This window comes from Micromonospora sp. ATA51, assembly GCF_016802855.1.
In the GTDB taxonomy this organism is placed as follows: domain Bacteria; phylum Actinomycetota; class Actinomycetes; order Mycobacteriales; family Micromonosporaceae; genus Micromonospora; species Micromonospora sicca.
In genome coordinates this window covers 1-12,734 of record NZ_JAEVHJ010000193.1, presented here as the reverse complement: position 1 = coordinate 12,734, position 12,734 = coordinate 1, and the positions used below count along the sequence as shown (strand labels likewise).

The 12,734-nt window shown below is 69.2% G+C and carries 15 protein-coding genes and 2 tRNA genes; 6 read left to right on the top strand and 11 right to left on the bottom strand.

Annotated features, from left to right (window positions below; all coding sequences use genetic code 11):
* Positions 1-188: 188 nt before the first annotated feature.
* From JNW87_RS25070 to JNW87_RS25040, 7 genes are all read right to left on the bottom strand, one after another.
* On the bottom strand, positions 189-803 hold the full coding sequence (locus JNW87_RS25070) for a hypothetical protein (RefSeq protein ID WP_238454509.1): 615 nt from the start codon (positions 801-803) through the stop codon (positions 189-191).
* 57 nt (positions 804-860) lie between these two features.
* Entirely contained in the window at positions 861-1,151 is a 291-nt protein-coding gene (locus JNW87_RS25065) for a hypothetical protein (protein WP_238454508.1), read from the bottom strand.
* 199 nt (positions 1,152-1,350) lie between these two features.
* Entirely contained in the window at positions 1,351-1,626 is a 276-nt protein-coding gene (locus JNW87_RS25060; protein ID WP_238454507.1) for a hypothetical protein, read from the bottom strand.
* Entirely contained in the window at positions 1,605-2,270 is a 666-nt protein-coding gene (locus JNW87_RS25055) for a ParB N-terminal domain-containing protein (RefSeq protein WP_238454506.1), read from the bottom strand. Before JNW87_RS25055 ends, JNW87_RS25060 begins: the two co-directional genes overlap by 22 nt.
* A complete protein-coding gene (locus JNW87_RS25050; protein WP_238454505.1) occupies positions 2,267-2,719 on the bottom strand; it encodes a hypothetical protein in 453 nt (150 codons plus the stop codon). Before JNW87_RS25050 ends, JNW87_RS25055 begins: the two co-directional genes overlap by 4 nt.
* The gene (locus JNW87_RS25045) at positions 2,716-4,059 is read right to left on the bottom strand and encodes a hypothetical protein (protein ID WP_238454504.1); all 1,344 of its coding nucleotides are present in this window, start codon (positions 4,057-4,059) and stop codon (positions 2,716-2,718) included. The genes JNW87_RS25050 and JNW87_RS25045 overlap by 4 nt, the downstream gene beginning before the upstream one ends.
* 36 nt (positions 4,060-4,095) lie before the next feature.
* A tRNA-Gly gene (locus tag JNW87_RS25040) sits at positions 4,096-4,167 on the bottom strand.
* A 163-nt stretch (positions 4,168-4,330) separates the two neighbouring features.
* Here JNW87_RS25040 and JNW87_RS25035 point away from each other — a divergent pair.
* Both JNW87_RS25035 and JNW87_RS25030 read left to right on the top strand, forming a co-directional pair.
* The gene (locus JNW87_RS25035) at positions 4,331-5,404 is read left to right on the top strand and encodes an ImmA/IrrE family metallo-endopeptidase (RefSeq protein WP_238454503.1); all 1,074 of its coding nucleotides are present in this window, start codon (positions 4,331-4,333) and stop codon (positions 5,402-5,404) included.
* Positions 5,397-6,539, top strand: coding sequence for a hypothetical protein (locus tag JNW87_RS25030; RefSeq protein WP_238454502.1), 1,143 nt, complete (start codon positions 5,397-5,399; stop codon positions 6,537-6,539). Before JNW87_RS25035 ends, JNW87_RS25030 begins: the two co-directional genes overlap by 8 nt.
* On the opposite strand, the gene JNW87_RS25025 is transcribed toward JNW87_RS25030, so the two are convergent.
* Positions 6,519-7,046 (bottom strand): hypothetical protein, encoded by a 528-nt coding sequence (locus tag JNW87_RS25025; protein ID WP_238454501.1) that lies wholly within the window; start codon positions 7,044-7,046, stop codon positions 6,519-6,521. The genes JNW87_RS25030 and JNW87_RS25025 overlap by 21 nt on opposite strands.
* Positions 7,047-7,451: 405 nt before the next feature.
* Between JNW87_RS25025 and JNW87_RS25020 the strand changes: the two genes are divergently transcribed.
* The 3 genes from JNW87_RS25020 (at position 7,452) to JNW87_RS25010 (ending at position 9,246) form a co-directional block, all read left to right on the top strand.
* The gene (locus tag JNW87_RS25020) at positions 7,452-7,631 is read left to right on the top strand and encodes a helix-turn-helix domain-containing protein (RefSeq protein WP_238454500.1); all 180 of its coding nucleotides are present in this window, start codon (positions 7,452-7,454) and stop codon (positions 7,629-7,631) included.
* A 384-nt stretch (positions 7,632-8,015) separates the two neighbouring features.
* A complete protein-coding gene (locus JNW87_RS25015; protein ID WP_238454499.1) occupies positions 8,016-8,363 on the top strand; it encodes a hypothetical protein in 348 nt (115 codons plus the stop codon).
* 64 nt (positions 8,364-8,427) lie between these two features.
* Positions 8,428-9,246, top strand: coding sequence for a hypothetical protein (locus JNW87_RS25010; protein ID WP_238454498.1), 819 nt, complete (start codon positions 8,428-8,430; stop codon positions 9,244-9,246).
* A 71-nt stretch (positions 9,247-9,317) separates the two neighbouring features.
* On the opposite strand, the gene JNW87_RS25005 is transcribed toward JNW87_RS25010, so the two are convergent.
* From JNW87_RS25005 to JNW87_RS24995, 3 genes are all read right to left on the bottom strand, one after another.
* The gene (locus JNW87_RS25005; RefSeq protein ID WP_238454497.1) at positions 9,318-9,521 is read right to left on the bottom strand and encodes a hypothetical protein; all 204 of its coding nucleotides are present in this window, start codon (positions 9,519-9,521) and stop codon (positions 9,318-9,320) included.
* Between the two features lie 985 nt (positions 9,522-10,506).
* Positions 10,507-11,739 (bottom strand): site-specific integrase, encoded by a 1,233-nt coding sequence (locus JNW87_RS25000; protein ID WP_238454496.1) that lies wholly within the window; start codon positions 11,737-11,739, stop codon positions 10,507-10,509.
* A gap of 255 nt (positions 11,740-11,994) precedes the next feature.
* Positions 11,995-12,081 (bottom strand) — tRNA-Leu (locus JNW87_RS24995).
* 242 nt (positions 12,082-12,323) lie between these two features.
* Between JNW87_RS24995 and JNW87_RS24990 the strand changes: the two genes are divergently transcribed.
* On the top strand, positions 12,324-12,734 hold a 411-nt coding region (locus JNW87_RS24990), incomplete at its 3' end, for a tetratricopeptide repeat protein (RefSeq protein ID WP_238454495.1).

Below are 12,734 nucleotides of genomic sequence, written 5' to 3'. Positions count from 1 at the left end.
GGCGACCGGCGCGCGGTGCGCCACCAGCAGCCGCGCCGACCTGGGTCCGCGCCTCACCGAGCCGCCACCCACAGCAGCGTGCCCATGCCGCCGCCGCCGCCAGCCCCACCAGCAGCACACCGCCGGCCACGCACCACAGCGCCCACCTCGGCAACCGCGCCTCCACCGCGATCCACATATCCCCGTCGTCAGTCCTTCGCCGGTCCACCGGCTGCCTCCTCGTCCTCGTCGTCGTCGCCGCCCGGGTCGTCCGGCTCGGCGGCCGGGTTCGCCTGCCCGGCGCGGGCGGCGGCCTCGGCCATCAGCGCCCGGAAGAAGTCGGCGCGCTGCTGCTCGGTCATCTGCTCGACCTCGGCGCGGATCGGCCCGCCGTCCGGGCCGGTGTGCGCGGTCGCCGAGTCGGGCAGGCCCAGCGCCAGCCGCTCGACGCGGGTCGACACCTCCAGCCAGCGGGCGACGTCGCCGGGGCTCAGCTTCGACGCGTCGAGGGTCTGCAACCGGGCGACCAGCTTCGCCTGCAACGCCGACGCGACCCGCGCGTGCCGCCTCGCCATGTCCCGCCGCTGCTCGGCCAGGCCCTCGGCGTACAGCCGGTCCTCTTCCCGGTCCCACGCCTGCGCCCGCTGCACCCACTTCCACGTGGTCGCCAGCTTGTGGAGGTAGTCCCGGCTTTTGTGGACCTGCTCGGCGACCTTCGCGACGGTGCGGGTGCGGCCCAGGTCGCGGTACAGGACGAAGTACCCGTACGCCTTCTCGGGCTCGCGGTGCTGCCGATCCCAGGGCAGGATCTCCGGCTCGCTCATGGTCACCTCCTCCAGCTGCGGGCGCCCGGCCCGAGTCAGGCCGGGCCGTCCCGCGTCTCAGTGCCCGCCTCTGCGTCCTCCGGTCATGGGCGGCCGGGCGATCGCCGCGTTGCCATACATCAGGGCGTCGTCCAGGGCGGTCAGCACCATCGACGTCTCCCGGCCGGCGGGCAGGCTGCGCATCGCCTCGGCCATCGCCGCCTTGATCGTCTTCCGCCACGCCTGGTGCGCCTCGGCCGTCGCCAGGTCCTTCGGCGGGTGGTAGTCGCAGCGCCGGTCCAGCTCGTGCCGCTGGCGCTCGTCGAGGCCGGCGTACAGGTCCTCGCCGCTCTGGGCAGGTCCGGTCATCTCTTCCTCCAGGGGTCGGGCCGCGGTGCGGTACTGCGGCCGGATCGCCGGTCGGCGGGCTGCCGGCCGGGGTCTGTGCGGGGCGAGGTCAGAAGGGCCAGTGCCCGATGCAGTCCGCCGCGAGGCCGCCGACGATCACCACCAGGTAGACGGCGACGATCACCTTCGTCGCGCGGGGGACCTTCGGCCGGCCCATCGGCTACCCGGCCAGGTAGTCGGCGGCCAGCAGCTCCAGGGCGCGCCACCGCTGGTCGGCGGGCACCTCGCCGGTCTGCACCAGCTTGTTGACGGCGCGGGTCAGCACGGCGGCGGCGTCGGCCGGCATGGAGCGCGTCTCCAGCACCGTCTCGATCGGCACCAGGCGGTGCGCGTGGCCGACCGGCTCCTGCGTCTCGGGGTCGAACCACACGCCGTCACGCAGCTCGCCGAGGTGCCGCTCGAACACCGCCAGGATCAGCCCGAGGGCGGTGGCCACGTTCCCGACGTTGTGGGCGCCGTGCGCGGTGGCGAGGGCGTCCAGCGTCGCCTCGTAGTCGGCGTACCCGGCGAGCCAGCGGCCGTCGGCCTGCACCAGCTTCCGCGCTCGTCGAAGCTGGCCCGGGCCGCGTCCAGCTCGTGCGGCAGGAACACCAGCTGCACCGTGGCGAAGTCCAGGTTCGCCTCGGACAGGCCCTCCAGGTCGACCTGCGCGAGCAGGTCGAGCTGCTTGTCGTCCAGCCCCGAGTAGGCCCGCCAGTCCACGTCGTCCAGCTCCTCGTACAGCTGCTTCAACGTGGCCGGGTCGTCCTCGCCGGCGATCGCGTTGTGCGACAGCTGCAACGCCACCTGCCGGGCCCGGGTCAGCCTCTGCTGCACCACCATCACCGTGATCTCGGTCAGGCCGGCATCGATGGAGGCCATGACCCGGTGGTTGCCGGACAGCACCACCTTCCGGTCGCCGTCGACGTCGTGCCACACCAGCGGCACGCTCGTCAGGCAGCCGTCCCGCTTGATGTTCGCCACCAGGCGGTCGTACTGCTCCTTGCGCATGTACCGCGCGTTGACCTCCAGCAGCGTCAGGTCCTGCGGCCGGACGGTCAGCAGCCGCGGGTCCAGGGGCAGCTCGTCGACGTCGCTCACCGCCCGCCTCCCCGGTACTGGATGGCGAAGCCGGGGATGCCGAGGCCGAAGTCCGGGTCGGCGCTCGCCGGCCGGATCGGAGCGTGCAGCGTGAATTCGTCCGCCGAGCAGGCGGGCCGGTTCGGCATCATCCCGGCGGGCACGCCCGTCCAGCGGAACCGCTCCTGGCAGCCCAGGCAGCGGATCGAGAGCTCCACGATGTACGCCACCACCGTGGGGTCGTCGTCGGAGGCGGTCAGCCGCTGCACGTCGGCGTCCAGGTGCATGTCGGGGTGCTGGCAGGGCTTGTCCGGGTCGGCCGGCTCGTGCCGGAACTTCCCGTGCGTCGGGCACACGCCCGTCTCCGCGCCCTCGTCGCACTGGTAGGGCGTCAGCCGGTCCCACAGCGTCTTCGGGCAGCCGGCCGGCTCGGCGGCCGGCGTCTCGCCGCCGCGGTGCTCGTCGCTCATCGCTCGTCCTTCCCGTGGCGGCGCTTCCACTCCGCCAGCGCCTCTTGCAGGGTCCAGTCACCCAGGGGGCCGCCGTACTGGAGCTGGTAGCGGTGGATACCGTCGGCGGCCGGCTCGCTGCGCTTCTGCAACTTCACGCCGGGGATGCCCCGGCCGTACTTGGCGCTGTTCGGCCGGTCGGTGAACGCCGTCGTCGACCAGCCCGTCAGCCGCTTCGACAGGGACCGCTGCAACAGCAGCTGCGCCTCGCGGCTGGCGGCCGCCATCACGATCAGCTTCGCCAGCCGCCGGTACCGGGTCCACGACACCGGGAAGTCGCTCATCAGGTACGCGGTGCTCGGGTCGAACTTCGGCGGGAGGTACGCGAACGCCCCGACCAGCTTCCGGTCGGCGCTCACCGCGCACGCCAGCAGCGGGGAGCCGGGCAGGATCGTCTTGCTCATGAACTGCGAGCGCACCGCCGCGAACTGCCCGCCGTTCAGCACGTGGATCGCCATGCGGTCGCCGAGGTCCTCGTCCGGCCCGATCTTCGGCAGCAGGATCGGCGCGACCTGCTGGGCGGGCGCGACCACGCGCCGCGCACCCGACGACGCGTAGACGTAGATCGGCATGCCGCGGTTGGAGGTCTGGACGACGCCGCGCAGCCAGGGGCGCAGCTCGTCGCGGGCGATGTGCAAGCCGAGGATCCAGTGGGGCCGGTCGAGCACCGCCCCGACGATCTCCTCCTTGCCGTCCTCGTTGAGCAGGTCGTAGCTCGGCGCCGGCCAGTCGAAGAACTCGTCGATCCCGGCGAACTGCGCCTCGTAGTCGCCCGCGTAGAACGGCGGGAACATGGCCACCGGCGCGTCGGCCGGCACGACGTCGCGCAGGTAGTCCCGCACGTCCCCGCAGTAGTAGTCGGCCAGGCGCAGCGTCAGCCCGGACAGCTTCGCCACCGTCTTGGCGTGCATCGTCGGGAACTGCCCGACGGTCGCCCGGACCATCCGCTCGTAGTAGACGCCGGACCGGCCGACGTACTGGAGGAACCGGGTGCCCAGCATCAGCGTGGCGAGGGTGTCCGTCGACGTGGCCAGGTACGGCTCCAGCCAGGCCAGCTCCTCGCGGTGCTCGTCCTTCAGCCGGTAGTCCAGCTCCCGGCCGGCGAGCCACCAGCCCAGCGCCGAGCTGTACGCCTGCACGTCGTTGCCGTGAATCGCGCGGCCCTCGCCGGGCCGGCTGTGCAGCGTCCGCTCGATCGTGAAGTTCCCCGAGCAGCCGACGTACAGGTCGGTGTCCGGCCACGACTCGGCGTGCTCGTAGATGATCGACCGCAGGTCCGCCGGGATGCTGCCGTGGAACATGCGCCGCTCACCACCTTCCCCTGTGGCCGGGCGTCGAGCGCCGGCCAGGACTCGAACCTGGGCCTCCACCGTGGAACGGCGGTGTGCCACCAACAGCACTTCCAGCGCAGAGCGTGTGGGAACGCAATACGGGATTGTAGCCGTACGGAACTTCACCCCCGGGGATCGCGTCGGAATGATCTAGGAATGACTCAGGAATATTTCATGCACCCCGTGCTACTGTTGCCCCACACGACGGAGGGGAGGCGACATGCGAGGCAATGGGGCGGCCGTGACCGTGGTCCGGCAGTCGCGGGCGTGGACGCAAGCCGAGCTCGCCGACAAGGCCGGCGTATCCCAGGGCTATGTATCTAAGATCGAGAGTGGACAGCTGGAGCTTGAGGGCGAACAGCTTGCCCATCTCGCCGAGGTCCTCGAGGTTCCCGGTGAACTACTCGCTGTCCGTGAACCGAGCCTCGGCGCCAACGTCTCCTGCGTCCACCACCGTCGACGTCGAAGCAAGCTCACCGCCCTCGCCACCAAGCGCATCGAGGGGCTGACACATCTGATCAGCCTGACCGCGACCCGACTGATCGAGGAGTTACCACAGAGGCCAGAAATCGGTCTTCCCGAGCTGCCCGTGGGCGCGGTCGCCCCGCCCGAGGCCGCTCGGCGCGTGCGCGCGCTGCTTGGCGTAGGCGACGCGCCGATCGACGGCCTGATTCGCTCGGTCGAACAACTCGGGGTTGCCGTGATCCGTCGAGACCTCGGGACGGATGCGCAGGACGGAGTGAGCCTCAACCTGCCCGAGCGGCGGCCCATCATCGTGGTCAACACCGCCCTCCCCGGCGACCGTCAGCGGCTCAGCGTCGCCCACGAATTGGGCCACCTGGTGCTACACGGGTGGCAGGTCGCCACTGGGGAAGAAGCGGTCGAACAGGAGGCGTTCGAGTTTGCCGGCGAATTCATCGCACCCTCTGCCGCGATCCGTCAGGACCTCTCCCGCCTGACCACACGGGACTTCGGACGCCTGCTCGACCTCAAGGTCACCTGGGGCATGTCGATTGCCGCCCTGATCCAGCAAGCCTCCCGCCTCGGGCTCATCGACGACCAGTCACACCGCATACTGCGGATCAGGCTGAATCAGCTTGGCTGGGCGAAGGTCGAACCCGGCGCCGTCGCCGAGGAAAGGCCGCACCTGATGACGCGAGTCGTCGATGCCCATTTGGACAGTCTGGGCAGGACACTGGACAAGGTCGCCTCGACCGCCCTGATGCTGCCGGGCCCCTTCGAACGCCACTACTTGACGGACCGAACGGACACAGAGCCGAATCACCAGGAAGGCACGGGCAGTGAGCTTGGATAACGCCCGCCAGCACAGCGACAGCCGGATGCCCGCTCAGCTGCACCCCTTCCAGGAAGCACTCCTCATCCAGTGCTACTCGGACGAGGCGCTTGATGTTGCCAGACTGGCGCGTCGGGATAACGCGGGTCTCGTGATCACCGCCAGGAAGGGCAACTTCAGGGCCACAGACGCAGTGTCCCGTGTCTACCAGGCCGCACGACACCTGCGGGAGCACAACAGCTTCCGCCAGCCGCTGCTGCTCGACGCCGCCCGATACGCCGGCGCCAACCGCGTGGCCGCGCGGGCCCCGTTTAACGACACCTGGATCAGAGATCAGAGGAACCTCGGACTTCCGGTTCTCACCGACTCCGGCTACGTGGGGGAGGGCGATGAAGCTGGACTTGGAGACATTCTCCGTCGCGCAGCAGACCTCAAGGATGCGATCGCCCTGCTGCCGCTTCACATCTCCTGGCTACGTTCCCCGGCGGCGCTCGACACACTTCTCTCCGCCGTCGAGCAGGCGGGCGTGCCCATCGCGGTCATCTTGGAGCACGACAAGGACCCGCTCGGCCTGAAGAACATGGTCCGCTCGCTGCTGCGGTTGTTGAACTGCCGCGTTCCGGTGATGCTGCTCCGCTGCGACGTGTCCGCCCTTGGGGCGCTCTGCATGGGCGCCCTTGCGGCAGCGGTCGGCACCTCCACCAGCCTGCGCCACCTCTACCCAATGAAGGACGGAGGCGGCGGAGGTGGGCACGATCCGCAGATTGCCGCAATCGTGAAGGAGTGCTTGGCCTACATCAGCGTCGACAAAATCGCGCTTGCCGCACAGGCGGATCCTGACGATGGACTCTGGCAATGCGCCTGCGAGGCGTGCCACTCCCGACCCTTGGGGCAGCTGGCCATCCACCCATGGCCTGAGCAGGAGCGGCTGGCGTTCGAGCACTCGCTTGAGGTGCTGCTTGACCTTCGCGACGAGCTCCTGCCTCACGGATCGACGAAGGCCGCGCGGACGGAGAGCTGGCGCGCGAAGTGTTGGAACGCACAGGTCCGCCATTACGAGGTGGAGAACAACACCGACAAGTGGGAACCACCCCCGTTCCTGGGGGGCTGGCTCAAGGCGCTGGAGCCGGCGACGCTACAGGAGCGCGTCCGCTAGGTCCGTGTCCGCCAAGAGGCGTCCATATAGCTTCTCCTCGATCCATCGGTCCACCGTTGTTCGACGGGCGGTGGCTAGCCGGCCGTCATGCCCAGGTTGGATGACCTTCGCCTCGTCCTGGTCCTCGCAGACAACGGCAATACCCGAGTACGAGCACTCCAGGAGGAGATCATCACTTGCCGCTTCGCCAGATGGCAACGCCACGGCGGTAGCGGCGAAACCCCGCCACTTCCGGGCGCCGGAAAGCGCGCTGCGGACCGACCTGCCTACACCGGTGAGGACGCCGTGGATGGAAACCGCAGATGGGGGAAACAGCCCGCGGCCCTCCGGCCACTCCCACATGGTCAAAGAGTCAGGATCGAGCAGCGGTTCGGCGCACCGGTTCTCCAAGCGCCACTCGTGCGCGGCGACATCAGGGACCACGACTACCGAAACGTGGGTGCCAAGTAGTGACACGTCGGGCACGACCACGCCTGGCCACCCAAGGGCTTCCGCAGCCCTCTCCATGCATGGGGCGGTAGAGCGGGAGGGGAGGCAACGGCCTCGTTGCCGAGATGTCATTGGTCCCCCTTCGCGCTGATGATCCAACTTTGACCAACGATCCGCACAATGCGTGACGCGACCTCCACCCGCAGTGCGCAACGAGCGAATCGTTCGGGCGTAACCGGGAGCGCGATCGAACGTGCGTACGATCACACCTCCAATGCCGTCACTCTAGTCAGCGCGACTCGTTGGCGGAACCGCCGGGCAGCCGTCAACTCCTAGATCGCGGCGTGGTAACAGGCGGAGCCCACACGAGAGCAACCCCCGATGAAACTGATGACTCCCTCCACGTTCATCTTTGTGGCTCTATACGGCCGCGATGCCTTATTGTGACCGGACTGTCATTGACGACCACGGAAGGCAGGATTCGTGCAGGAGTACACCTACGCCGAGGCCGCGGAGAAGCTACGCATCGCCGAGACCACCCTGCGGCGCTGGGTGTCCAAGGGCCGCGTCCCCTGCCACCGGCTCGGCCGGCTCGTCCGGTTCACGGAGGACGACCTGGAGGCCGCCTACCAGGCGTGCCCCGCCCTGGCCGCGCGCCGCTGACGTGGGGCGTCCAGCCCACACATCGTTGCGCGCTGGCCCGACGCTGGCGCCTAGAGGCCCCCGCTCCACGCCACATCCTCTCGACCGTCCTAGGAGGATTGATCCGACAGCAGCGGGCGGCGAGCAAACGGTGCAGCGCGGCAACTTTCCGCACTCGGGACCCGCCCCTGGCCACATAGCCCTTCGCCGGGCTACAGGAGCGCCGACCAGCGGAAACGCCGGTCGGCGCTCTGCTTTGCGCCCCGGGAGCCCTGCTGTCCGGTCTAACCCTCGTTGACCCCGGAATCCCGGTGGTGGCCGCCGGATATTGCACGTGGATTGCACGGACGGTCTGCCGGCGTGTGGGCGGCGTCCGGGGTTGATCAGATGCACCATCATTGCCTCATGACGCTCGGCATGTGGCTGTCGCTGATCGGCGGCGTCCTCGAACTCCTCGCCATCGGCATCGCCACTGTCTCCGCGGCGCTGGCGTACTTGAAGGCCCGGGCGCGCGTTGCGATCATCCGGGAGTCTTCCGAACGTCACAGGGACGACGCAGAGAAGGCGGCCGACTACCGGCGGCAGCGGGGCGTTGAGCCTGACATGACTTGGGGTGACGTGCAGTTCGTGCGGACCCTGATCACCTACGCCATCACTCGCTCAGCGGCTCGAAGCGCGGTGGCCACCGTCTTCTTCTTGACCGCTGGCGTCGTCTTCAGCACTGCTGGAAACCTGTTGGGCACGAGCCCGTAGCCGTGCCGCTGCGTCGCGGGGCTGCTCGTCAGCTCATCTCATACCGCCGCAGTACCCTCGACTCGTGCCGAACGCATGCCGCTTCTGCGGGGCCACGAATCGCCAGATCACCAACGAGCACATCTGGCCCGACTGGCTGCGTGACTACCTGCCCGCGGTCCGCCAGCCCGGCCACAGCGAACGCTGGAGCAGCGCAGCGGGCCGGGATCGGTGGCGTCAGCCAATTCTCACGGCAAAGGTGCGCGTTGTCTGCGACGGGTGCAACAACGGCTGGATGAGCCAGCTGGAGGAGGCAGCGAAGCCGATCGTCGGCCCCATGGTCGTCGGCCAAGCCGTGGAGCTCGACGCCACGGCGCAGCAGATCGTGGCCAACTGGGTCGCGCTCAAGGGCCTCGTGGCGGTGCACACCAGCAACGTGGAGCAGCCGATCCCGGAACCTCACTACCGCCGCGTTCACGCCTTTGAAGGGGCGCCACCGAACACGATGCGGGTCTGGATTGGGCGACGGTGGAACCTCACCGATCCGAACCGGCCTAGCAGGGCACAGCTTTTCGAGTCCCACTTCATGCCGGTGACCAACGTCTTCCCGGGGTTCCCGCTGCCGCCGGACCTGGAGAGGTACCGTAGCGAGGGCGGCGTATTCAATGCGACGGTCTTCCGGGTCGGGCACTTCTTCGCCTTGGCGCTCCAGCATGACTGGCCAGGGCTGCGGGCGCGGCCGAAGCTCGGCTCTGCCGCAGCCGACGCTCTCTTGCCCATCTGGCCGGCCGGACGCACCATCCAATGGCCACCGCCTCGGCCGGTTGAAGACCTCGGTGACCCGCACAAGGTGACCCGGTTCCTCCAGCTCGCCCCGCCGCTCGCCCCTGTCTCTGGCCCGTAGCTCACCGTGACATGACGCCCAGTGGATACGGTGAGCGGCGGAAGTGGTGGATGGCCCGCCGGTCACAGGAGTCAGGTCAGGCCAAGGTCCCGCTGCTCGATGACTAGAGTGACGCTTCCGTCCGCCTCGTCGATCCAGTCCACGATGATGCCGGTCGTCATCACGTCTCCGTTCAACGACTGCTTTATCGGAGAGCCGATCGCCTGCTCCCTCGTGTACTTCTGACCGAAGCCGGGCTTCATGCTCATCTCATAGCGGAGCGGTTCTTCCGTCATCTCGCGCCCTTCCTGGAACCGGTGGTCAATGCCAGACCGTAGTCCGCTGGTACGACGGTGCTCGCTTCGGCAACCAGTGCCATGCGTTTCGTCTGTGGAGGATTTCTCCGCCGGGCAGTCGTAGACCGTCCAACCTCCCCGAACGGGGACACGGCTCGCCCGATCGTGTGGTGACTACACGCCTGGCTCCCAGCGACACTGCCTTGATGATCTGGTTACGAAGGCCCCTCGTCGTCGTTTCGATGGCGTTCCTGCTCTGTGGCCTTGCCGCTTGTACCTCCGATACGCAGGAGCAGACGGCCACACCCTCACCATCCGCCTCTCCAACCGGTCCTCCCGCGAGCGGCGGCACGTTCTCTAGCCCTCAGGCAATCGTGGACGAACTGCGGGAGGCGGATCTAGTTTGCGCCGGTCTCAGGGACATCGACTTTCAGCTGGCCGGTCGTTCAGCGGCAGCCAGGTGCACTACGGAGGATGGTGCGGAAGTCCTCCTAGCTACCTACAGTGATCCGGCGGTCCTGGCGGCTGAGATACGAGCGAAGGAGCAGGGCCCGGCCATCACGTTGAACGGCCGGTCGGTGAGCATGTTGAGCGGCGAGAATTGGAACCTGATGGCACCCGACGTCTGGGCTGACCGGGCTCACCAGAGTCTCGGCGGAACGCTAACCGTTGGCAATTGACGTGAGAGCCATCGCCGTGGCGTAAGGCGGATCTCCTCGTCGGGCAGCCGTAGACCGCCCATCCTCCTCGGACGGGGACAAGGTGGAGCGCCCTACCGGACGACTCTCAATGGCGGTTGTCAAGCGTTGACCGCGTGCAACGAGGGCAAAGCCCACCTGATCGGGAAGCTGACCGATGCAGCTCTGGTGTGGGCCGCAACCGCAGGCATGAGCCACGGCAAGCCCAATAGCCCTGCGTGACCAGCGTCGCCCGCCATCGGGCGGCGAGCCAACCCACTGGTTCGCCGCCCGTTGCGCTGGGCGCCCTACCGCCCGGCGGCCGCCAGGTGGTCGACGCCGAGGAAGTCCCCGACGATTTGCCGCACCGGCTCGTGGTGGCGGCGGGTCGCGTGCACGTACACGTTCATCGTCGTCGTCACGCTCGCGTGCCCGGCCATCGTCCGCAGCGCCGCCAGGTCGACGCCCTCCGTGGCCAGCAGCGTCAGCAGCGAATGCCGCAGCCCGTGCATCGTCATCCGGCGCGGCAGGCCCTTCTCCCGCGCCAGGTCGCGGATCTTCACCCACCGGTCCGTGTAGAAGTCCTCGTACCGCCAGTGGTTCCCGCGCGGCGCCACGAACACGAACTGCCGGCCCGCCTCCCGGCTGGCCGCCGCCACCCGCTCGGCGACCATCCGCATCACCGACGCCGGCAGCGGCACCTCCCGGTAGCCCTGCTTCGTCTTCGGCTTGGGCTCGACCACCCACCGCCGGTTCACCTTCCGCAGGACCTGCACGATCGACACCGTGCTCTGGGCGACGTGCACTGCCCTCGGCGGCAGCGCCGACACCTCACCCCAGCGCAGCCCCGTCGCCAGCTTGCACAGCAGCAGGTCCGCCGCCTCCGGGTCGACCGCGTACGCCGCCTCCAGGAACAGCCGGGCCTCGTCCGGGCTCTCCAGGATGTCCCGCTCGGCGCGCGGGCCCTCCGGCAGCGCCAGGCCGTCCATCGGGTTCGACGTCCGCACGGCGGGCTCGCCGTCCTCGCCCGGCCGGCACGCCGCCTTGAAGATCGGCACCACGCTCTCGCCCCGGATGTTGGCGATCGTCTTCGCCGACAGCCCGGCGTCGCGCAGGCCCTGCTGCCACTCGCGCATCTCCCGCCGGGTGATCTCGGCGATCGGCCGGTCGCCGATCCGCGGGTAGACGTGCTTCTCCAGGCGCTCCCGGTACTTGCGCATCGTCTCCGGGTGCGGCTTCACCAGCGTGCCCAGCCACTCCTCGGCGTACTCGCGGAAGGTCAGCACCTGCTCGGCGGGCTCCGGCGCCGGGGCGGCCATGCCGGGGGGAAGGAGCTCGGCGAAGCCGTGCTCGACCAGCTGCTCCGGCGTCGGCATCCGCTCGCCGGCGGCCTCGACCTGCGTCTTGAACCGCTTTGCGTCGGCCAGGTAGTCGAACGTGCGGCTGCTCCAGGGGTTCTCGCGGCGGCCGCCCTCCCGCCACTTCACCCGCCACCGGCTGCTCTTGCCGTCCTTCGTCGTCCTCTTCTCAACTGATGCCACCGTTCCTCCACGTGAACGTGGGCGGCCTGACCCGGTGTCCTGCGGGCGCTGCCGCCGACGCACCTATATGCGCAACAGTGGGACCGTAACCGTCTCGATCGCCGGGCACAAGATCGCCCCAGCGGCGTCGTGCGGCGGGGCTCGTCCGGGCCCGTGTTCCCACGGTGTTCCCATGGCGGCAGCAGCCCGAGAAACGATGAAGGCCGCCGACCTGAGTTCTGCCAGGTCAGCGGCCCTTTGGCTGCTTCGTTCGTTTGGTGTCCGAGGGGGGACTTGAACCCCCACGCCCTATACGGGCACTAGCACCTCAAGCTAGCGCGTCTGCCATTCCGCCACCCGGACCTGCTCGTCCAGCCTACCCTGTCGGCCGCGGTGACCTCGTCACCCGTCGGCGCCCCGGTGGGCCGCACGGGGCATTACTGTACACGGCTGGGATGGATCATGCACATCGCCGCCCGCCACGCTCCGGCGACGGAGATTTGCGCAGCTCAGGGCGTCGGATCGCGGACCTCACGGACGGCCTGGTCCCAGGATGCGTCGGGGTGGGTAGCGTCCGAGCGCCGATTACCGGCAGCATGACTCACGTGTCCCACCCCTCCCCCCTGACCGCCGCTCAACACCAGTCCCTCGCCCTGCGCTCGGCCGGTGACCTGGCCAGCGCCCGCCGCCTGCTCACCGACGCGATCGCGGCGGCCCGACCGGCGTACGGGGAGGACCACCCCGAGGTGCTGGGCAGCGCCCACCTGCTGGCCCGGCTGCACCGGGAGGCGGACGACCCGGCCGCGGCCCGCCGGGTGCTGGAGGAGGCGTACGCGGCCGGCGAGCGCCGCCGTGGGGACGCCGATCCGCTGATGTTGGCGCTCAGCTTCGACCTGGCCGGGGTGGCGGAGGAGTTGGGCAACCGGCACGAGGCCCGCCGCAATTACACCCGCGTCGCCACCGCCGGGCCCGCAGTGCTCGGCCCCGAACACCCGGCGGTACGCGCGGCCCGCAGC

Bases quoted from the DNA above. Each gene is read 5' to 3' on its own strand.
- JNW87_RS25070 (WP_238454509.1), bottom strand. From the start codon at position 803: ATGAGCGAGCCGGAGATCCTGCCCTGGGATCGGCAGCACCGCGAGCCC.
- JNW87_RS25065 (WP_238454508.1), bottom strand. From the start codon at position 1,151: ATGACCGGACCTGCCCAGAGCGGCGAGGACCTGTACGCCGGCCTCGAC.
- JNW87_RS25050 (WP_238454505.1), bottom strand. From the start codon at position 2,719: ATGAGCGACGAGCACCGCGGCGGCGAGACGCCGGCCGCCGAGCCGGCC.
- JNW87_RS25045 (WP_238454504.1), bottom strand. From the start codon at position 4,059: ATGTTCCACGGCAGCATCCCGGCGGACCTGCGGTCGATCATCTACGAG.
- JNW87_RS25025 (WP_238454501.1), bottom strand. From the start codon at position 7,046: ATGGAGAGGGCTGCGGAAGCCCTTGGGTGGCCAGGCGTGGTCGTGCCC.
- JNW87_RS25015 (WP_238454499.1), top strand. From the start codon at position 8,016: ATGACGCTCGGCATGTGGCTGTCGCTGATCGGCGGCGTCCTCGAACTC.
- JNW87_RS25005 (WP_238454497.1), bottom strand. From the start codon at position 9,521: ATGACGGAAGAACCGCTCCGCTATGAGATGAGCATGAAGCCCGGCTTC.